This is a genomic window from Shewanella sp. SM73 (assembly GCF_025653795.1).
GTDB classification, from domain to species: Bacteria; Pseudomonadota; Gammaproteobacteria; order Enterobacterales; family Shewanellaceae; genus Shewanella; species Shewanella oncorhynchi.
Genome location: NZ_JAKKRY010000018.1, coordinates 50,208 through 71,389, shown reverse-complemented (window position 1 = coordinate 71,389; position 21,182 = coordinate 50,208). Strand labels below are relative to the sequence as shown.

The 21,182-nt window shown below is 44.0% G+C and carries 21 protein-coding genes; 11 read left to right on the top strand and 10 right to left on the bottom strand.

Annotation, left to right across the window (positions count from 1 at the left end; all coding sequences use genetic code 11):
* Positions 1–71 precede the first annotated feature (71 nt).
* Genes L5M51_RS19835 through L5M51_RS19820 form a run of 4 tightly spaced genes read right to left on the bottom strand, consistent with a single transcriptional unit; the run spans position 72 to position 2,317 of the window.
* Positions 72–407, bottom strand: a complete 336-nt coding sequence (locus L5M51_RS19835) for a c-type cytochrome (protein WP_263164815.1) — start codon at positions 405–407, stop codon at positions 72–74.
* On the bottom strand, positions 404–787 hold the full coding sequence (locus tag L5M51_RS19830; RefSeq protein ID WP_263148671.1) for a cytochrome C: 384 nt from the start codon (positions 785–787) through the stop codon (positions 404–406). The genes L5M51_RS19835 and L5M51_RS19830 overlap by 4 nt, the downstream gene beginning before the upstream one ends.
* Complete coding sequence (locus L5M51_RS19825) at positions 787–2,013, bottom strand: sulfite oxidase (RefSeq protein WP_263164817.1); 1,227 nt, start codon at positions 2,011–2,013, stop codon at positions 787–789. Before L5M51_RS19825 ends, L5M51_RS19830 begins: the two co-directional genes overlap by 1 nt.
* A gap of 1 nt (position 2,014) precedes the next feature.
* The gene (locus L5M51_RS19820; RefSeq protein WP_006083821.1) at positions 2,015–2,317 is read right to left on the bottom strand and encodes a c-type cytochrome; all 303 of its coding nucleotides are present in this window, start codon (positions 2,315–2,317) and stop codon (positions 2,015–2,017) included.
* Between the two features lie 240 nt (positions 2,318–2,557).
* On the opposite strand from L5M51_RS19820, the gene L5M51_RS19815 reads away from it, so the two are divergent.
* Positions 2,558–3,220 (top strand): glutathione S-transferase family protein, encoded by a 663-nt coding sequence (locus tag L5M51_RS19815; RefSeq protein ID WP_263174242.1) that lies wholly within the window; start codon positions 2,558–2,560, stop codon positions 3,218–3,220.
* A 110-nt stretch (positions 3,221–3,330) separates the two neighbouring features.
* On the opposite strand, the gene gyrB is transcribed toward L5M51_RS19815, so the two are convergent.
* Genes gyrB through dnaA form a run of 5 tightly spaced genes read right to left on the bottom strand, consistent with a single transcriptional unit; the run spans position 3,331 to position 9,557 of the window.
* The gene (gene gyrB, locus L5M51_RS19810) at positions 3,331–5,748 is read right to left on the bottom strand and encodes a DNA topoisomerase (ATP-hydrolyzing) subunit B (RefSeq protein WP_105250805.1); all 2,418 of its coding nucleotides are present in this window, start codon (positions 5,746–5,748) and stop codon (positions 3,331–3,333) included.
* 16 nt (positions 5,749–5,764) lie between these two features.
* Positions 5,765–6,847 (bottom strand): DNA replication/repair protein RecF, encoded by a 1,083-nt coding sequence (gene recF / locus L5M51_RS19805; RefSeq protein ID WP_105250804.1) that lies wholly within the window; start codon positions 6,845–6,847, stop codon positions 5,765–5,767.
* A 20-nt stretch (positions 6,848–6,867) separates the two neighbouring features.
* Positions 6,868–7,074: a hypothetical protein gene (locus L5M51_RS19800; protein ID WP_263174240.1), complete on the bottom strand. Its 207-nt coding sequence runs from the start codon at positions 7,072–7,074 to the stop codon at positions 6,868–6,870.
* Entirely contained in the window at positions 7,049–8,149 is a 1,101-nt protein-coding gene (gene dnaN, locus L5M51_RS19795) for a DNA polymerase III subunit beta (RefSeq protein WP_105250803.1), read from the bottom strand. The genes L5M51_RS19800 and dnaN overlap by 26 nt, the downstream gene beginning before the upstream one ends.
* Positions 8,150–8,168: 19 nt before the next feature.
* Positions 8,169–9,557: a chromosomal replication initiator protein DnaA gene (gene dnaA, locus L5M51_RS19790; protein WP_006083826.1), complete on the bottom strand. Its 1,389-nt coding sequence runs from the start codon at positions 9,555–9,557 to the stop codon at positions 8,169–8,171.
* A 445-nt stretch (positions 9,558–10,002) separates the two neighbouring features.
* On the opposite strand from dnaA, the gene rpmH reads away from it, so the two are divergent.
* From rpmH to mnmE, 5 genes are all read left to right on the top strand, one after another.
* Positions 10,003–10,140, top strand: a complete 138-nt coding sequence (rpmH, locus tag L5M51_RS19785; RefSeq protein ID WP_006083827.1) for a 50S ribosomal protein L34 — start codon at positions 10,003–10,005, stop codon at positions 10,138–10,140.
* 15 nt (positions 10,141–10,155) lie between these two features.
* Positions 10,156–10,512 (top strand): ribonuclease P protein component, encoded by a 357-nt coding sequence (gene rnpA / locus L5M51_RS19780; RefSeq protein WP_105250802.1) that lies wholly within the window; start codon positions 10,156–10,158, stop codon positions 10,510–10,512.
* A complete protein-coding gene (yidD, locus tag L5M51_RS19775; RefSeq protein ID WP_006083829.1) occupies positions 10,479–10,733 on the top strand; it encodes a membrane protein insertion efficiency factor YidD in 255 nt (84 codons plus the stop codon). The genes rnpA and yidD overlap by 34 nt, the downstream gene beginning before the upstream one ends.
* A gap of 3 nt (positions 10,734–10,736) precedes the next feature.
* Positions 10,737–12,365: a membrane protein insertase YidC gene (yidC, locus tag L5M51_RS19770; protein ID WP_105250801.1), complete on the top strand. Its 1,629-nt coding sequence runs from the start codon at positions 10,737–10,739 to the stop codon at positions 12,363–12,365.
* A gap of 106 nt (positions 12,366–12,471) precedes the next feature.
* On the top strand, positions 12,472–13,833 hold the full coding sequence (mnmE, locus tag L5M51_RS19765) for a tRNA uridine-5-carboxymethylaminomethyl(34) synthesis GTPase MnmE (RefSeq protein WP_263174237.1): 1,362 nt from the start codon (positions 12,472–12,474) through the stop codon (positions 13,831–13,833).
* 90 nt (positions 13,834–13,923) lie between these two features.
* On the opposite strand, the gene L5M51_RS19760 is transcribed toward mnmE, so the two are convergent.
* Positions 13,924–15,477, bottom strand: a complete 1,554-nt coding sequence (locus tag L5M51_RS19760) for an oligopeptide:H+ symporter (protein ID WP_263174234.1) — start codon at positions 15,475–15,477, stop codon at positions 13,924–13,926.
* Positions 15,478–15,727: 250 nt separating this feature from the next.
* On the opposite strand from L5M51_RS19760, the gene mioC reads away from it, so the two are divergent.
* The 5 genes from mioC to L5M51_RS19735 all read left to right on the top strand — a co-directional run bounded on the left by mioC (position 15,728) and on the right by L5M51_RS19735 (position 20,985).
* Complete coding sequence (mioC, locus tag L5M51_RS19755; protein ID WP_105250799.1) at positions 15,728–16,168, top strand: FMN-binding protein MioC; 441 nt, start codon at positions 15,728–15,730, stop codon at positions 16,166–16,168.
* Between the two features lie 439 nt (positions 16,169–16,607).
* Positions 16,608–18,497: a tRNA uridine-5-carboxymethylaminomethyl(34) synthesis enzyme MnmG gene (gene mnmG / locus L5M51_RS19750; protein WP_168827624.1), complete on the top strand. Its 1,890-nt coding sequence runs from the start codon at positions 16,608–16,610 to the stop codon at positions 18,495–18,497.
* A gap of 117 nt (positions 18,498–18,614) precedes the next feature.
* Entirely contained in the window at positions 18,615–19,235 is a 621-nt protein-coding gene (gene rsmG, locus L5M51_RS19745) for a 16S rRNA (guanine(527)-N(7))-methyltransferase RsmG (RefSeq protein ID WP_263174232.1), read from the top strand.
* A gap of 73 nt (positions 19,236–19,308) precedes the next feature.
* On the top strand, positions 19,309–20,097 hold the full coding sequence (locus L5M51_RS19740; protein ID WP_105250796.1) for a ParA family protein: 789 nt from the start codon (positions 19,309–19,311) through the stop codon (positions 20,095–20,097).
* A gap of 9 nt (positions 20,098–20,106) precedes the next feature.
* A complete protein-coding gene (locus tag L5M51_RS19735) occupies positions 20,107–20,985 on the top strand; it encodes a ParB/RepB/Spo0J family partition protein (RefSeq protein ID WP_131524523.1) in 879 nt (292 codons plus the stop codon).
* The last annotated feature ends 197 nt before the right edge of the window (positions 20,986–21,182 follow it).

Here is a 21,182-nt window from a genome sequence, read left to right as displayed (position 1 = left end):
TACAAAATATCACCCCGTATTCCCTACTAAACCCTATATCGGTTTAATTCAAATAACACACTATGCTCGTGCTAATTCGCACTTAGGTTCGGTGTAACTTGCTGGCTATAAAACAGCGCCACATCTTGTAATTGCTCAGAGCTTAACGCGCTGACTTGTGATTGCATCAAAGGTTCGAGTCGTAAACCGGTTTTAAAATCGACGAGCTGTTTATTAAGATAAGCTAATTTTTGTCCCTTTAAGTTTGGGAATTGCTTGGCCATAGCGATCACCGCATTGCCATGGCATGACTCACACTGTGCTGTAGCCAATGCCTGACCTCGCTCTATATCTGCTTGATAAACCTCTCCATTAACCTCTGTGGATAAGCCACATAGCGCAATCAAACTTATGATAATAGCTTTCATTTTGGTTCCTTAGGGAAAGGGTTAACTAGCACAGGCTGCAGGTTCGGTTCTAAAGGTAGACGTCTGAAGATCGTCATATCCATTTCAGCCTGCCCATAATGAGTGCTTAGATAACTCAAGGTGGGCTCCCAAGTATCCGACAAGTCCCATAAACCCTGAGTGTCTATCATCCACTGCAAAGTCTCTTTCCAAAAGGCTTTATCGCCGTGGTTTTGCACGACTATCATACTGGTATGGCAGGCATTACATTGATAGTTCACTAACTCCCAGCCAGGAGCCATGATCAAACCCGATTTAGGGTCCACTGGATACTCAGCGGCTAGCGAAATACTGGATGCCACTAGCCCAAGCAATATCAGTTTATTGATATGCGACTTCATCACACCACCCTAACGGCAATACGGTGGCAGCCGTTAAACATATATCCCTTAGGATTCCATTGCGGTTGTACGACAGGCTGACTATCACCTTCACTATCGGTCGCTTTGGCCCAGATTTCATAATAACCCTGCGACGGTAATTGCAATTCAATCTTCCATTGCTGCCATGCTGTTATGTTTTTAGGTTTTTCTAATTCAGCGGCAAACCAACGGGTGCCATAATCGTAACTGACTTCCACCTTAACCACTTCCCGCAATCCCGCCCAAGCATGACCTGCGATAGTCATCTTTTGACCCACAGCTAATTCGGTTCCAGATTGGGGTTGAGTGATCAATGACTTCACTATCATTTCTTCAATGATTTTATAGTCTTTATCATCAACAGACTCACCTGGCGCTATCGGATATTTAGGGAGTTGATACGCTGGTGCTTCCATTTTATGTCCATCATGAACTTTATTACGCACACTGATCCCCGTCGCCGCTTTTTGCGAAACGGAGCCCGGCCGTCCACCAAACACAATACGTAAGGGATATCCATGTAGATAAGGAATGTCCTCACCATTCATCGACCATGCAATAAGCCCAAGCTCTTCAAGCGCCGCCTTTATTGGTACGCCGCGTGAAATCGCCTCACCTTTGCCGCTCAAATGCCGATCAACACCGTGATGGCCTGTGTAAACAGCATCAGATTTAATACCGCAATCCTTAAGCACATCACTCACTAAGACACCTGTCCACTCGGAGCAAAATACGCCGGCATTATTCCACTGATTACCCTTAGTACTAGGAAAAAAGCCAGAGCGACTATTACCGCCACATTCAATCAGCAACTGCAATGTGTAATGCTTAAAGCGACGCTTAAGTTCATCAATTGTGTAGGTTTTTGGGGTGATTACAGACTCACCATCCACTTGAAAAGTCCAAGTTTTAGCATCTAACGCCTTAAAGTCAGGCACTATGCCATTCCAACGGATAAACGAGGCATCTGCAGGCGTCACGGCAGGAGCGAGCTTATGCTCCGGCGGAAACGCATTCAGTGGATGAGTGTTTAACACTTTGAAATAACTCGGTAAGTCATCTGCCTTAGTCCAAGTTAATGCTGATATATCCAGAGGAGTGACGGCTGCGGGAAGCTGTTCGGCAAATACCCACTTAACGGGTAAAGCTGATAACACAGACGTCGCTACCGCACCTTTAATAAAAACCCGACGATTAAGATCCATGTTATTTATCCTTTCCGAGGTAAAAGTAATCCGCCATCAGCTGCATATCAGCCTCAGTCAAGAGTTGGGCGACTTTAGTCATAGTGGGATCTTGGCGATTCCCCGCCTTAAAGGCTCGCAGTTGCTTCAATAGGTATTCTGAGTTTTGCCATCCGATATTAGGAATATGCTCAAAACGACTCACACCGGACTCGCCATGACAGGCCTTACACATATTCAATAACTTATTTGCCTCATCGGCGTTTGCCACCGCCGATAGCATAAAAATCAGTGCACTTACGGGGTAAATCACTCGCTGCCACATCCATTTATCTCGCCAATTAGCCTTTATCTCGACAGAATCCATCGAGCAAAGTAATTAAGATATGGTTAAATTATCTCAATGCTGTGGGTCGTTTAAATTCAATAAAAGTGACTCGTAAGCTCAAGAGAAATGACGCGTATTAGCGGATGTAGAAAGGGTAAAATATTCATTAGTCATAGGTGAAATGAGTCCATATAGTAGCTTTGCAGAAACACTCGGCATTTCACTCAAGGACAAACAATGGATCTTTATATTGGCAATAAAAACTACTCTAGCTGGTCACTGCGGGCTTGGTTTATGGCCGCAAAATCTGGCGTGCAGTTCAACGAAGTATTACTGCAACTCGATACCGACAGCTTCTATCAGCAACTCAAAGCCATTTCGCCGACTTTAAAAGTACCGACATTAGTCGATGGTGACATTACGGTATGGGATTCACTTTCGATTTGCGAATATCTCAACGACACCTATCTTGCAGGTAGCGCATGGCCGCAAGATCCTAAACAAAAAGCCAAGGCCAGATCGATTGCCAGTGAAATGCATTCAGGCTTTAATGCCGTGCGTAACGCTCTACCAATGAACATACGCGCGAGGCGCTATGTTGAGCTCACTGATGCGGTCCGCAAAGACATTGAGCGCATCGATGCGATTTGGTCAGCACAAATGGCCGAGTTTGCCCCATCACATGCGGAAGGTACTTGGTTATTTGGCCAATGGTCGATTGCCGACATGATGTTTGCCCCTGTGGTTATGCGTTTTCTTACCTACGATATTGAAGTCTCGCAGGCAAACCGTGCCTATATGCAGCATGTGATCAGCTGTCCGGAAATGCAGGCGTGGATTAATGCGGCTAAAGCAGAGACTGAAATTGTTGCAGCGGATGAAGCGGGTATTGATCGATAAAGAGATAAATCATAGAGATAAAAAAGGGAAAGCCTTGGCTTTCCCTTAATCATTCAAGTACTAACGCGAGTCTTAACACGCATTACACGTCTAATATTATACATCTAGCATTAAACGTCTAAGTTAGCCACGTTCAATGCGTTCGCTTCGATGAACTCACGACGAGGTTCAACTTGATCACCCATCAAACAAGTGAACAACTGATCGGCACCCACAGCATCATCGATCGTGACTTGCAACATACGGCGTGATTCAGGATCCATTGTAGTTTCCCACAATTGCTCAGGGTTCATCTCACCCAATCCTTTATAACGTTGAATGTATAAGCCGCGTTTGGCTTCAGAAATCGTCCAATCTAGCGCTTCGAGGAAGCTGCCGACTTCTTTAACACGATCGCCGCGTTGTACATAGCCGCCTTCTTCAATCATGCCATCTAACGCCGCACCTAACTTACCGATACGTTGATAATCGCTTGATTGGAAGAAGTCATAAGTAAACAGATAGTTAGTATCGATACCGTGCTTACGAATGGTGATCTTAGGCAGATACACTTTACGCTCAGGATCGAGAATCGGCTCAGCAGAATACAGTACACCGCTGTTTTCCATTTCCACCAGCTCATGGATAAAGGCATCGATCCACTCTTTCATCTTGCCTTCATCGGCCAACATATCGTTGGTGATCATTGGGTGGTAAAGCATACGGTTAGTAATGTGCGTTGGATAGCGCTGCTCTAAACGGGCCACAATGGCTTCCACTTCACGATACTGAGTCACTAAACGCTCTAACGGCTCACCTGACATACCAATCGCACCTTGCGTTGGATACACAACAGTGCCATCCAATGCTTGAGTCGTGAGGTATTGAGTCAATGCTGGCTCATCTTTCAAATACTGTTCTTGCTTGCCCTTTTTCACTTTAAATAAAGGCGGTTGAGCAATATACACATAACCACGTTCAATCAATTCAGGCATTTGACGGAAGAAGAAGGTCAACAGCAAAGTACGAATGTGCGAGCCGTCGACGTCAGCATCCGTCATGATGATGATGTTGTGATAACGGGTTTTATCTGGGTTATATTCGTCGCGACCAATACCACAGCCAAGTGCCGTGATCAGTGTGGCCACTTCTTGAGAAGACAACATCTTATCGAAGCGGGCCTTCTCAACGTTTAGAATTTTACCTTTCAGTGGCAAAATCGCTTGGTTCTTACGGTTACGTCCCTGCTTAGCACTACCGCCAGCAGAGTCACCTTCCACTATGTAAATTTCTGAAAGACCAGGATCTTTTTCTTGGCAATCGGCCAGCTTACCTGGCAAACCACCTAAATCGAGTGCGCCTTTACGACGGGTCATTTCACGAGCTTTACGCGCCGCTTCACGGGCACGGGCAGCATCGACAATCTTACCGACGATCAACTTCGCATCAGCTGGGTTTTCCAGCAGATAATCGTTCAGCTTCTCACCCATGGTTTGTTCAACCGCGGTTTTCACTTCACTAGAAACCAGTTTGTCTTTGGTTTGCGAGCTGAACTTTGGATCTGGCACTTTAACAGAGATAACGGCAGTCAAGCCTTCGCGGGCATCGTCGCCAGTCGCGCTGGTTTTGCCTTTCTTGTTATAACCTTCGTTTTCCATGTAGCTGTTGAGGTTACGTGTCAACGCACTACGGAAACCGACTAAGTGAGTACCACCATCACGCTGTGGGATGTTGTTGGTAAAACAGAAAATATTTTCCTGATAACCGTCATTCCACTGCATAGCCACTTCAACGGTAATGCCATCTTCACGTTCTTGCATAAAGTGGAATACATCTTTGTTGACTGGCGTTTTATTACGGTTCAGGTAATCGACGAATGCGCTAATCCCGCCTTCGTATTTGAAAAATTCATTTTTATTGTCGCGTTCATCAACCAGACGAATACCCACGCCTGAGTTAAGGAAAGACAGTTCACGCACACGCTTTGCCAGAATTTCAAAGTGAAACTCAACATCGCTGAAGGTATCTTCACTTGGCCAAAAACGGATTTCAGTACCGGTTTTGGTTGCATCACCAATCTCTTTGATCGGCGCATCAGGCACACCGTGAGTATAAAACTGCTCGTATACTTTGCCAGCACGACGAATGGTCATTTGCAGCTTTTTAGATAAAGCGTTTACAACCGATACACCCACGCCGTGGAGACCGCCAGACACTTTATAGGAGTTATCGTCGAACTTACCGCCGGCATGCAATACCGTCATAATAACTTCTGCCGCCGATACGCCTTCTTCCTCATGGATAGAGACCGGAATACCACGGCCGTCATCCTTAACAGAAACCGAACCATCTACATGGATAGTAATCGTAATATCGCTACAGTGGCCGGCTAAGGCTTCATCGATAGAGTTATCGACTACTTCGAACACCATATGATGTAGACCCGTACCGTCGTCGGTGTCACCAATATACATCCCAGGTCTCTTACGTACTGCATCAAGGCCCTTAAGGACCTTAATACTCGAAGAATCGTAACTATTCTCTGACATATTATTCTCTCAATGGTTATTCAATTACCGTTACACGTCCCTGTTCCACATGAAACATCCTACTGGGAGGCGTGTGTAACGAATCGACTATTGCAGCAGGATCAATGGCGGTCACAAAAACTTGTGCTCCGGTATCCGTTAACTGCTTAAGCAATAGCTGCCTATGCTGTGCATCCAACTCGGACGGAAGATCGTCCACAAGATAAATACTGTTTTTATCTATTTGTTGTTTGAGCAACTTTCCCTGTGCAATACGCAGTGCACAGACTAATAATTTCAATTGACCACGGGACAGGGCATCCTGCGCCGGCAAAGTGCCTACACGAAGTCTAAGGTCAGCTTTATGGGGACCGCTGACGGTATGACCTGTGGCCAAATCTCTGGAATATTGGTTTTCGAGTAGTTCTGCAAAATCCGTTTTACTATCCCAGCCGCGCGTAAATGAAACCTTCACATCTACACTCGGTAAAAACTCCCCGATTATACCCTTAAGTAGCTCATTTAACGAGTCTACATAATGGTTTCGTATTTCGGTGACCTGCTCGGCATAGCGCACAAACTCTTGATCCCAAAATTGAATATGACTGTAAGCCGAACCGTTTCTAAGCAATTGATTTCTTTGCTTAAGAACGCGACGAACATTCGTCCAAGCGCCATAAAACTGTGGGTCAGCATGAAATGCGCCCCAATCGATAAATTGTCGACGGGATTTTGGGCCTTCAAACAGTAAAGAAAAGCTTTCAGGTGTGATCACTTGAATAGGTAAAGCTTCGGCTAAGGTCGACAGACGTTTGACTTTTTCGCCGTCGATTTTCACTTCCGTCTCACCATTGCGAAATCGGCGTAAACCAATTTTACTGTCACCGCGCGCTAAATTTAAAGTCGCAAATAGCGTTAATTTATCGTCATCGTGATTAATCACTCGTTGGGATAAATGACTGCGAAACGAGCGCCCCATACCGAGGAAATAAATGGCTTCTAAAATACTGGTTTTTCCGCTGCCATTTTGACCATAAATCACGTTAATCCCAGGTGCGGGGATTAACTGTGCGGACTGAATGTTGCGAAACGCTTCGATATTGAGACGGGTCAGGCTCATGCATTACTCATTAAGCCGCGTCAACGGCGTAGGCAAGGATTCATAGCACTTAACGAGCAACTCAATCGCTGCCACAGGCTAAGACTATCGGTAAATGAGTGAAAGAATGGCCAATGCTGTGCATTAAACACTGTGCCGCCGTTAAGCGGCATAGACATCGAAGACAGAGGTACAGACACGGGTAACGTAAAAATCGATGGTTTATAAGCGCATCGGCATAACCACATACATGGAATCTTCTTCCAAATGGTTTTCGATTAGGGCGCTGGAGTTACCATCAATGAGCGTGATACGCACATCATCGGACTTAAGGTTGTTGAGCACGTCCAGTAAGTAACTGACGTTAAAACCAATTTCTAAGGCCTGATTGTTGTATTCCACATCAATGATTTCTTCCGCTTCTTCCTGTTCAGGATTATTAGCGGTGATCTTGAGCAGACCATTTTCGAGTTGAATACGCACACCACGGAATTTTTCATTGGATAAAATAGAAGCCCGCGTCAGCGCTTGCTTCAAGTGATTACGACTCGCAATCACAATTTTATCACCGCCCTTTGGCAATACACGGCGATAATCAGGGAAGCGACCATCGACTAATTTACTGGTAAATACTGTGTTAGCCGTGGTGGCACGAATAGCATTATCACCAATAGCAATGGTGATATCGAGATCGTCAGACTCCAATAAGCGCGCCATTTCAATTACGCCTTTACGGGGCACAATGACTTGTTTTTCTGGTAATTGTGCTTCAATCGTACGATGACTTAAGGCTAAACGATGGCCGTCGGTCGCTATCGCACGCAACACATTACCTTCAGTTTCAAACAATAAACCGTTGAGGTAATAGCGTACATCTTGGTTAGCCATCGAAAACTGCGTCGAGTCGATAATCGACTTCAACACGCCCTGCTTCAAGCTAAATTCAATCTCAGCTTGGAAGGCTTCAACGTTAGGGTATTCTTCTGCGGGCAAAGTCGCTAAGGAAAAACGGCTACGGCCTGAGCGCAGCAACCATTTATTATCTTGTTGTTCGACTTTCAGTTCGCTTTGTTCTGGCAAAGACTTAACAATATCGAGCAGTTTCTTCGCGGGAACCGTAGTACGACCTTCTTCGATATCACCGTGAACCACAGCTTGGCCCACGAGTTCGACTTCTAAATCTGTACCAGTCAGCTTAAGTGAGTGACCACTTACTTCTACAAGGAGGTTAGACAAAATGGGCAAGTTATGGCGTCTTTCTACCGCACCACACACCAATTGCAACGGCTTTAATAGGGCATCCCTATCAATTGAGAATTTCATCGTGTCCAAATTCCTTGTTTTAAGAAGATAAGGTTCTAATCAAATTAGCATAATCTTCTTTAATGTCGTGGCTCTCTTCCCGTAGCTGAGCAATCTTACGACAGGCATGCAACACTGTGGTGTGATCTCTACCACCAAAAGCATCACCAATTTCCGGCAAGCTTTGGTTAGTTAATTCTTTGGATAACGCCATTGCCACTTGCCTTGGGCGCGCGACACTGCGTGAACGACGCTTAGACAACATATCAGCCATCTTGATCTTGTAGTATTCAGCTACGGTTTTCTGAATATTGTCTATAGTGACTAATTTTTCTTGAAGTGCCAAGAGGTCACGTAAGGCTTCACGAACAAAATCAATAGTAATTGGCCGACCCGTGAAGTTAGCGTTGGCGATAACGCGGTTTAATGCCCCTTCTAGCTCGCGTACGTTTGAACGTAAACGCTTAGCAATAAAGAAAGCCACTTCATCGGGCAAGTTAATGCCGCTCTCTTGAGCTTTACGCATCAAGATCGCTACGCGGGTCTCTAACTCTGGTGGCTCAATAGCCACAGTTAAACCCCAACCGAAACGCGATTTCAATCTGTCTTCAACACCGTCGATCTCTTTTGGATAACGATCTGAAGTCAAAATAATTTGGTGATTCCCTTCAAGTAACGCATTGAAGGTATGAAAGAATTCTTCTTGGGATCTGTCTTTATTGGCAAAAAATTGAATATCATCAATAAACAAGGCATCGACGCTACGGTAGTAACGTTTAAATTCTTCGATCGCATTGTTTTGCAGCGCTTTAACCATGTCCTGGACAAAACGCTCGGAATGCATGTAAACCACTTTGGCATTAGGATTATTTTTAATGATCCCGTTACCGACAGCGTGCAACAAGTGAGTCTTACCTAGACCTGTTCCGCCATATAAAAATAGTGGGTTATAAGCACCACCCGGATTTTCAGCCACTTGTAACGCCGCAGCCTTACCTAATTGGTTAGACTTACCTTCTACGAAGTTATCAAACTGGTAGCTCGGATTAATGTTACTGCGGTGATTCGCGTTCGCCATAGGCTCGGCTTGGACATTAAACGTCGTGCCTACCGTCGCTTTAGTTTGGGTATTCGCTACACGAGTTGGCGCAATCGGTGCTGGAACACTAGGCTTTTTCGCCGAAGGACGACTACCTATATCGAAACGCAATTTAGGCGCGTCGCTACCCATTTGCTCAGTAAAGAACTGATTAATGATATTGATGTACTTATCTCTGACCCAATCAAGCACGAAGCGGTTGGGCGCATAAAGCACCAGAGTATCTCCATCCATTTCGGCTTGTAACGGTCTGATCCACATACTGAACTGCTGAGCAGAAAGCTCATCTTGCAGTCGTCCGATACATTGTTGCCAAAGTGAAACAGCCACTTAGTTATCCCCAAAAGATCATCAAAAAAGAGGTGTATTCTATAGCGAGATCTCAAGGATCGCTATCCTTAAAAAATATTTATCCCCAGCGAGATCATTCTATGTGGATATCCTCGATCATCAAAGATCCAAAACGATCCTTTTATTCAGCAATAACCGCAAATCCTGCTTTATTAAGCGATCCACATTGATCTATAATGGCGCCCCTTCGATCGGCTCGAAGATCCCCTGCACTACTACATGTAGTGTCCGTACACAGAGTTATCCACATCTTATGGTGTATTCTGGGGATTGATCTAAGGATACGCTGGCAGAAATAAAGCACTTACTTACTTTCGTTGTTGACGTGACTAAGTATTGTGATTACAATTCGGCCTCTTTTTTGCCCTTACCTCTATCCTAGAGATAAGGATATGTTCACTAATAACAAAGACGGATTGCCATCATGAGTAAACGTACTTTTCAACCTAGCAACCTGAAGCGCAAGCGTTCTCACGGCTTCCGCGCTCGTATGGCTACTGTAGGCGGCCGTAAGGTGCTTGCACGTCGTCGTGCGAAAGGTCGCGCTCGTTTATCTGCTTAATAAGTGGGTAACTAGTTGACTAGCTATACCTTTTCGCGGGAGTTACGTTTGTTAACTCCCGCGCAATTTAAATCTGTATTTTCCAATCCCATCAAAGCATCTTCTGCTGAAATTACCTTGCTCGCTATTCCTAACACGGAACAACATCCGCGTATGGGCCTTACTGTTGCTAAACGCTATGTAAAACGCGCCAATCAACGTAACCGTATTAAGCGCGTGATCAGAGATAGTTTTCGCTTAAATCAACACGACATTCCTCATCTTGATATTGTTGTGCTTGTCAGAAATGGCGTGATGGAAATGGAAAACGCTGAAATCAACAAATTGATAGAAAAGCTATGGCGCAAACTCAGTCGCCGCTACAATGGCTAGCGACCACGTTAATTCGTGGCTATCAAGTATTCATAAGCCCTATACTGGGCCCTCGATGCCGTTTCAATCCCACCTGCTCTCACTACGCTATTGAAGCAATAAAAGTGCATGGAACCGCGAAAGGTTGTTGGTTTGCATTGAAACGCATATTAAAATGTCACCCTTTACATCCCGGCGGTAGTGATCCCGTCCCCCCTAAAAATGATAGGTGTAATAAATAGGCTATGGAATCTCAACGCAATATATTGCTCATAGGACTACTGTTTGTCAGCTTTTTGCTGTGGCAACAGTGGCAAGCAGACAAAGCTCCTAAACCCGTTGCAACCGAATCGTCCTTAGTGGCGAACGCGGCAAGCTCGCACAGTGCCGATGTTCCAGAAGCTGATACAGGTGTTCCTGCTGCAGCAGTTACTGCAAACAGCAAACTGATTACGGTAAAAACAGATCAGTTAGACATTCAGATCAATCCAGTGGGTGGTGACATCGTTTTTGCTGCGTTAGTTTCGCACAAAAAAGAACTAGAGAAAGATCAACCATTCGTATTGCTTGAGCAAACGAATGATTTCACTTATATCGCTCAAAGCGGCCTAATTGGTCGCGATGGTATAGATAGCAGCGCAAAAGGCCGTGCCGCATTTAGCACAACGGCAACTGAATATACCTTAGCCGAAGGCCAAGATACCTTAGAAGTACCGTTAACTTATATTGCTGACAATGGTGTGACTTACACTAAAGTGTTCGTATTCCATCGCGGTAAGTTCAACATAGATGTTGACTATAAAATCAACAACACTTCAGCAGCACCACTGCAAGTTCAGATGTACGGTCAGATTAAACAAACGATCAAGCCATCTGAAAGCAGCATGATGATGCCTACCTATCGTGGTGGTGCGTTCTCAACGAATGATGTGCGCTATGAAAAATACAACTTTGACGACATGGCCAAAAGTAACCTGAACCAAGCCACTTTAGGCGGTTGGGCAGCCATGTTACAACACTATTTCGTTTCAGCTTGGGTGCCACCCGCAACTGACAGCAACACTATTTTTTCTAGTGTCAGTGCTGGCGGTTTAGCTAATATTGGTTTCCGCGGCGCGGTATACGATATTGCACCTGGTGCCAGCCAAGAAATTAGCTCACAGTTCTATGTTGGTCCTAAGGATCAAGCGGCACTGTCAGCGATTTCTGAAACCTTAAATCTCGTGGTCGATTACGGTTTCTTATGGTGGTTAGCAGTTCCTATTCACTGGCTATTGATGTTCTATCAATCATTCGTCGGTAACTGGGGTGTGGCAATTATTCTGATCACGTTAACCGTTCGTGGTTTACTGTTCCCGCTGACAAAAGCGCAGTACACCTCAATGGCGAAGATGCGTAATCTGCAACCTAAGCTGACAGATTTGAAAGAACGCTTTGGTGATGACCGTCAAAAGATGGGTCAAGCCATGATGGAACTGTATAAGAAAGAAAAAGTTAACCCTATGGGTGGCTGTTTACCTATTATTTTACAGATGCCAATCTTCATTGCCTTATACTGGGTATTGCTAGAAAGCTTCGAATTACGTCATGCACCATTTATGCTGTGGATCCACGATTTATCGGTACAAGATCCTTACTACATACTGCCGCTGCTGATGGGCGTCTCTATGTTTGTAATGCAGAAGATGCAACCAATTGCGCCGACAATGGATCCAATGCAAGTGAAAATGATGCAATGGATGCCAGTAATCTTTACCGTATTCTTCCTGTGGTTCCCATCAGGTCTAGTACTGTACTGGTTAGTAGGTAACATAGTTGCCATCACGCAGCAGAAGATTATTTATGCAGGTCTTGAGAAAAAAGGCTTAAAATAAGCCCTACCTTTAGCAAAGCATAAAGTGAAAATAATACTAAAGGCGGCTTAATTAGCCGCCTTTTCCTTTACATGATTTGGTAGATATTAGTTTGGTGGGTATTTCCGTGACAACTGACACTATCGTGGCTCAAGCCACCGCGCCCGGACGTGGCGGCGTTGGCATCATCCGAATTTCAGGCAACAAGGCCAGTGATGTCGCTATGGCCTTATTGGGTCATCTTCCTAAAACAAGATATGCCGATTATTGCGACTTTAAAAGTGCAACAGGCCAAGTAATCGACCAAGGCATAGCGCTGTTTTTTAAAGGCCCCAATTCCTTTACTGGCGAAGATGTATTGGAGCTTCAAGGCCACGGCGGCCAAATCGTTCTAGACATGCTGATCAAACGTGTAATGGAAGTCGGTGGTATTCGAATAGCCAAACCCGGTGAGTTCAGCGAACAAGCCTTTATGAACGATAAGCTAGACTTGACCCAAGCCGAAGCGATTGCCGATCTTATCGATGCCACCAGTGAGCAAGCGGCTAAAAGTGCGCTGCAATCACTCCAGGGTGAATTTTCTAAGGAAGTCCATGAGCTGGTGGATCAAGTCACTAACCTACGTTTATATGTAGAAGCTGCGATTGATTTCCCCGATGAAGAAGTCGACTTTTTAAGTGATGGTAAAATTGCCAATGCACTCTACAAAATCATCGACAAACTTGACCTAGTGCAAGCCAGTGCTAAACAAGGTTCTATCATCCGCGAAGGCATGAAAGTCGTGATCGCGGGTCGTCCTAACGCTGGAAAATCCAGCTTATTAAACGCCTTAGCCGGTAAAGAATCGGCTATCGTTACCGAAATTGCTGGTACAACACGGGATGTATTACGCGAGCACATCCACTTAGATGGCATGCCGCTGCACATTATCGATACTGCAGGCCTACGTGATACGACAGATACCGTTGAACAAATTGGTATAGAACGCGCTTGGAATGAAATAAACAGTGCCGATCGGGTGTTATTTATGGTTGATGGCACCACCACTGCCGCCGTTAATCCCCATGATATTTGGCCTGACTTTGTCGATCGCCTGCCCTCAAATTTAGGTGTGACAGTGATCCGCAATAAAGCCGATCTCACTGGCGAAGACTTAATGATGACTGAGGAACAAGGTTATAGTGTTTACCGGATCTCGGCTAAAACGGGCTTAGGTGTCGAACAGTTAAAGCAGCATTTAAAGTCACTCATGGGCTACCAGAGTAACCTCGAAGGTGGCTTTATCGCCCGTCGTCGTCACTTAGAAGCCCTTGAACTCGCCGCAAGCCATCTGCAATTGGGGAAAGAACAGTTAGAAGTGTACCTAGCTGGAGAACTGCTGGCAGAAGAGTTACGCATGTGCCAATTAGCGCTATCGGAAATCACTGGCCGCTTCACCTCAGATGATCTCTTAGGCAAGATTTTCAGCTCTTTCTGTATCGGAAAATAATTAACCTTAATATTATTTCCATATAAATCAGCCCATACAATATGGGCTGATTTTTTATCTACAACCGAATATTTCCACTCATCGGCTAACTCATGATTCGACGTGGCGGTAATGATCTTGCATTTGATAGGATCTTGCATAAAGCGCGAATATCAATGCCGCCAAGATGGCAAAACCTGCGAAGAAAAACATCTGAAATGCGGTAATACTGATCCCCGTCTGGGCAATTTGTTCGGTCACAGCCGGACTTTTCACACTGACGTTCGCCAGTAACACCCATAAGTTACCGACAGTCACAGATAAGGTCCAAAAACTCATGATAGTGCCTTTCATAGCTTTAGGCGCTTGGCTGTAGGCAAACTCTAGTCCAGTGGCAGAGACTAATACTTCACCAAAGGTGAGCAAAGCATAGGGCACAATCTGCCAAAATATTGATAATGCCGAGCCGCCATCCATCACCAATTGAATGCTACCAACGACTATCCAACTCACGCCCGTGATGGCAATCCCTGCCCCCATTTTACGCAAAGCAGTTAACTTTATACCCATACGCTCAATCGCCGGATATAACACAAAGTTATTAAATGGGATAAGTAACATAACTAATAATGGGTTTAAAGCTTGCATCATGGCGGGTTCAAACCATTCAGGTTTAGACATGTCATTGGCTTGCAGTATCCAAGTGGACGCTTTCTGATCGAACAAAGACCAAAAAGGAGTCACTAACGCAAATAATATTAAGATCCGTAGTACTGAGCGTACCCCATCAACGGCGATATCCGGATGGATCCCCCTAGCCCGTTCGAGTTGCAATGAAGCCCCTGCGCCAACAAATCCCATCACTAGCACTAACGCACAACACAAACCAGCAACGATACCTAAGGTTGGAATATTCACTAAAGCATACGCTGCAGAAATTATCCCAACTAAAGCTAACACTAAACCTATGTTGGCTTGACCAGCGATTTTAGTGAGCAATGCGGTACGAATAACGGGTAAAAAACCATGGGGATTTTTCGGCTCGGGTGGCATATGCACATAACGTTTGCGACCTAACCAGAAGAACACAGTTGCAATAAACATTAAGACACCAGGGATCCCAAATGCGACCGCAGCACCATAATATTTCAATAGTAATGGCATCGATAACGAGGCAAAGAAGGAGCCAAAGTTAATCGTAAAATAAAACAGATCAAACGCTTTCTGCGCCAATGTTTTATTGGTTTGATCAAATTGATCTCCCATAAAGGAAGAAACCAAGGGCTTAATCCCACCCGATCCGAGCGCAATTAAAAATAATCCCGTATAAAACCCTTGAATACTGTGTTCAAAAATAGCGAGAAACGCATGACCAACACAGTAAATCAAGCTTAACCATAAGATAGTATTGTATTTACCGAAAAAACGATCGGCAATCCAACCACCGAGTAACGGGAAAAAATACACTCCAATGACAAAGGAATGGAACACATCCTTAGCCATAGTTCCGCGCAGTTCTTCTGGAATAGACAACAAAAGTGCTGTCATCAAGAATGGGGTAAGAATATTCCGCATACCGTAAAAGCTAAAACGTTCACAAGCTTCACTGGCTATGATGTAAGGAATTTGCCGTGGCCACTGGGGCGCATTTACGGGTGTTGTCATGGATCATCCTATTATAATTATTTGATTTTAAATGAAATTAACTTTTTAAATATATTAATTATGTATCAAGAAGCTAAAGGTAACATGTAAGCGAAACCAACCTTATATAAAGGATGCAAAAACTGCAAAAATCACGTATTGCTTCTGTGGTCCTATCCACATTTCCTTTATGATGAACATAATAATAGCCATTCAGCTATCTATTTAATTGAAATTAGTTTTAAAAACAACAACACACTGAGAAATCATAATGGCAAAGATTGAAGTAATCGTTGGTACAACATTGGGCAGTGCAGAGTATGTTGCCGACGAAATGATGGCCCAATTAACGGAGCAAGGACACCAAGTTCAAGTTCATTTAACCCCAACATTGTGCGAAATAGACACCCATGCACTGTGGATTATCGTGTCATCAACTCATGGAGCTGGTGATCTTCCAGATAATATTCAGCCTTTTTTCAACGAAATTACCGAGCAAAAACCGGATCTCAGCCAAGTAAACTTTGCCTTATGTGCAATTGGTGACTCAAGTTACGATACCTTTTGCCAAGGCCCAGAAAAATTAATTTCGGCCATTCAAGACTGCGATGCAAAAGCCTTTGTGGATAAGATCCAGATCGATGTACAGCTTGATCCTGTGCCGGAAGACCCAGCCCTTGCATGGTTAGCACAATGGCAACAGGATATTTAAGATCGCTTATTGGATAAGGTCCCGATCTATGTACAGTTTAGATCCTATTTATCCACAATTTACTTATTTAAAGTATAAACATGTGGATAAGCTATTATTTAGATCTGATCAACCTCTGTACTATTCACAGTCCGATCTGCTTAATGATCCGCCTTGTGGATAAGTAGGCGATCTATCCCCATGTTTAATGACATTAGATCGCGATCAGATCACAGGATCAAGATCGCGCTAATTAATGATTTATATAATGAATTTGGGTTATGCACAGAAAAACGCGATCCTAATAGTAAACATAATAAGAAGATCTATATAAAGATCTTAAGATCTATTAGTCCGGATCATCTCGATCGAACAGAGTAAAATGATCATTCACCTAAGACGAAGCAAATGCTAAAATGCTCGGCTCGTACTGAGTCTCTTAGCAATTGAAGGTAGTGGCATGCATTTTCATGAACGGTTTGATGTTATTGTTGTTGGTGGTGGTCATGCCGGAACTGAAGCCGCGTTGGCAGCAGCAAGAATGGGATCAAAAACATTATTACTAACGCACAATATCGATACGTTAGGACAAATGTCATGTAATCCAGCAATCGGTGGCATAGGCAAAGGCCATTTAGTGAAAGAAATTGACGCCTTAGGTGGTGCAATGGCAATCGCAACCGATTATGCAGGGATCCAATTTAGAACCTTAAATTCAAGTAAAGGCCCAGCAGTACGAGCAACACGAGCACAAGCTGACCGTGCACTATATCGTCAAAAAATCCAAAATATATTACAAAACCAACCTAACTTACGTATTTTCCAACAAGCCGTAGATGACTTAATTGTTGAAAATCATCAAGTAGTTGGTGTAGTTACCCAAATGGGTTTAGCTTTTGAATCTCCAGCTGTTGTATTAACAGCAGGTACATTCTTAAGCGGCAAAATTCATATAGGCTTAGAAAACTACAGCGGTGGTCGCGCAGGCGATCCACCAGCGATTGCTTTAGCAAATCGATTACGTGAATTACCGATCCGAGTCGGTCGTTTAAAAACAGGTACACCGCCACGTATCGATGCAAACACGATCGATTTTTCTCAAATGGCTGAACAGAAAGGCGATTCTCCGTTACCTGTCATGTCATTTATGGGGGATATCAGTCATCATCCAAAACAGATTTCTTGCTGGATCACTCACACCAATGAAAAAACCCATGAAATTATTCGTGGTGGTTTAGACAGAAGCCCTATGTATTCAGGCGTCATCGAAGGTATTGGTCCACGTTATTGCCCATCGATTGAAGACAAGATCCACCGCTTTGCGGATAAATCTTCGCATCAGATCTTCATCGAACCAGAAGGTTTAAATACCAATGAGATCTATCCTAACGGGATCTCTACTAGCTTACCTTTCGATGTACAGTTGAATTTAGTACGTTCGATTAAAGGCATGGAAAACGCAGAAATCATGCGTCCAGGTTATGCGATCGAATACGATTATTTCGATCCAAGAGATCTGAAAAACTCATTAGAAACCAAAGCGATCAACGGTTTATTCTTCGCTGGCCAAATAAACGGCACTACAGGTTATGAAGAAGCCGGTGCTCAAGGTTTATTAGCAGGCATGAATGCCTCACTGCAAGTGCAAGGCAAAGAAGCCTGGTGTCCACGCCGTGACGAAGCATATCTTGGAGTACTAGTTGACGATTTATCAACTCTGGGTACCAAAGAACCGTACCGCATGTTTACTAGCCGTGCCGAATACCGTTTGTTACTCCGTGAAGATAACGCTGATATTCGCTTAACGGCAAAAGGTCGCGAATTAGGTTTAGTTGACGACACTCGCTGGGCGGCATTTAGTGAGAAGTTAGAATCGATCGAACTTGAGTTACAACGTTTGCGCGCTCAATGGGTGCATCCAAATTCACCTTTGATCCATGCGTTAAACCCACATTTGAATACGCCGATCTCTCGCGAAGCATCATTTGAAGAATTACTACGTCGTCCAGAAATGGATTACAGTAAGTTGATGCAGATCGAAGGTTTTGGTCCTGGGCTTGAAGATCCACAGGCGGCTGAGCAAGTTCAGATCCAAGTTAAGTATTCTGGATATATTCAACGTCAACAGGAAGAGATCAACAAAGCTGTGCGTAATGAGAACACAGGTTTACCTTTGACGCTCGATTACAAAGAAGTACCAGGCTTATCGAACGAGGTGATTGCTAAGTTAAATAACCATAAACCAGAAACCATAGGCCAAGCCTCACGGATCTCTGGTATTACGCCTGCGGCTATTTCAATTTTGTTGGTTCACCTCAAAAAGCGTGGCTTATTACGTAAGAGTGCGTAAAAGCTAGCTTAATCGCTGCTTAGGTCATAGAAGGGAAGCATTCAGGCTTCCCTTCATCGTTTTCGGGCTTCATAATAGCCTTCGCGTTCATAATCGTATCTTTGTTGAGGTTGCTCAGTGTTATCTGCCCAGTTAGAGGCTTATTTAGCCGAAATTAATTTGCCCGCAACCGTCGAGCAGAAAAAACAACTAATTGATTTTGTTGGTATGCTCAACAAATGGAATAAAGCCTATAACCTGACATCGGTGAGAGATCCCGAAGCTATGCTGATCCGTCATATCATGGACAGTTTAGTGGTTTCAAAACATCTGCAAGGTGAACGTTTTATCGATGTAGGCACTGGACCGGGTTTACCTGGGATCCCATTAGCGATTATGAATCCTGATAAACAATTTGTGTTATTGGATAGCTTAGGTAAACGTATTCGTTTTCAAAAACAAGTGTCTTTTGAATTAGGCATATATAACATCAGCTCAGTTGAAAGCCGCGTAGAAGCTTATCAACCGGAGGATAAATTCGACGGCGTATTAAGTCGTGCATTTGCCTCAATCCAAGATATGCTGACTTGGTGCCATCATCTCCCCGCCGAACATGGACAGTTTTATGCACTTAAAGGCCAGTTGAATGATGAAGAGATGCAACATATTCCAAGTGGATTTGTGGTGAAAGAAGTTATCGAGCTTAAGGTGCCTAAACTCGATGAAAAAAGACATTTATTGAAGATAATCAAAGAATAACAGGCTTAAAAGTGATAAATAAATCATTTATAAGCAAGGGCAATAAACCAGCATTTACATACAGGGTGATATTGTGGGTAAAGTGATTGCCGTGGCTAACCAGAAAGGTGGCGTAGGAAAAACAACTACTTGCGTTAACCTCGCCGCTTCGTTAGCAGCAACAAAACGTAAAGTATTATTGATCGATCTCGATCCTCAAGGTAATGCCACCATGGGGAGCGGTGTCGATAAGTATGACGTAGCTAATACAGCCTATGAATTATTGGTTGAAGAAAAATCCTTCGACGAGATCGTCATTAAAAACACTGCGGGTAAGTATGATCTGATCGCCAGTAATGGCGATGTCACTGCGGCAGAAATCAAATTGATGGAGTTTTTTGCCCGTGAGATCCGTTTGCGTAACGCACTCGCACCGATCAAAGATCAATATGATTATATCTTTATCGACTGCCCTCCTTCATTGAACATGTTGACCGTAAACGCTATGTCTGCGGCCGACTCTGTACTCGTGCCTATGCAGTGTGAATATTATGCCCTCGAAGGCTTAACTGCACTGATTGATACCATCACTAAGCTTGCTGCTATGGTTAATCCTGGACTTGGCATCGAAGGCATTTTACGTACTATGTATGATCCGCGTAATCGTTTATCTAATGATGTGTCCGATCAGCTAAAACAGCATTTTGGTGACAAAGTCTACCGTACTGTTATCCCACGTAATGTGAGGCTGGCAGAAGCACCAAGTTTTGGAGCGCCTGCTATGTATTACGATAAATCGAGTGCTGGCGCTAAGGCGTATCTAGCGCTTGCGGGTGAAATGATCCGTCGTTCAGAACAACAAACTCAGGCTAAGCAAGCGTAAAGGATCACCATGACGTTAAAGAAAAGAGGATTAGGCAAAGGGTTAGATGCCCTACTGAGTAACAGCCATGCCGCCAGTAAAAAGCACACTGACGAAGCTGATGTTGTCGATAAAAAAGAAGAGCTTATCCATCTCGATTTAGACTTATTACAGCCAGGTAAGTATCAACCTCGTAAAGACATGTCCCCCGAAGCGTTGGAAGAACTGGCACACTCTATCCGCAATCAAGGCATTATTCAGCCTATCGTTGTGAGACAAGTGACGAATAACATGTATGAGATCATTGCGGGTGAACGTCGTTGGCGTGCTGCGCAACTTGCTGGCTTGAATAAAATCCCCTGCATAGTAAAGCAAGTACCTGATGAAGCCGCTGTTGCTATTGCTTTGATTGAAAACATCCAGCGTGAAGACTTAAATGCCATGGAAGAAGCCATTGCATTGCAACGTTTAATGCAAGAGTTTGAACTGACTCACCAACAGGTTGCCGATGTTGTGGGAAAATCCAGAGCGAGTGTATCTAACTTGTTACGTTTAAACGGCCTAAATGAGCCTGTTAAGCGTCTACTCGAGTATGGCGACATTGATATGGGTCATGCTCGCGCTTTGTTGGCAATTGAGGGAGAAGAACAAACAAATCTTGCGAGATTAGTGGCCGCTAAGGAATTAACCGTTCGCGAAACTGAACGATTAATTAATCAAACCTTAAATCCGCCTAAACAAGCCGAAACTACGACTAAAGATCAAGATGTTTGTCGTTTAGAGCAGCAGTTAATTGAAAGATTAGGTGCCAAGGTTTCGATCGCTCATAGCAGTAAGGGCACGGGTAAAATTGTAATTAACTATCAGAATCTGGCTGAATTAGACGGAATTCTTAGTAAAATTCATTAATGTCTGTAGATTAACAGTTTTTAATGTAAATTTGTGACAGATGCTAATCTTACATTTTAACTCGTTTGGCGCGAGATCACGTTAAAAGTGTTGTTTTTCCTTATCTCAAAGTTGCAATGAAGGCGTGAAAAGGTATACTTTCGCAAGCTTTTTGTGCATCGACATAAATACGGGTATTTGTCATCCGGTCATCGAAA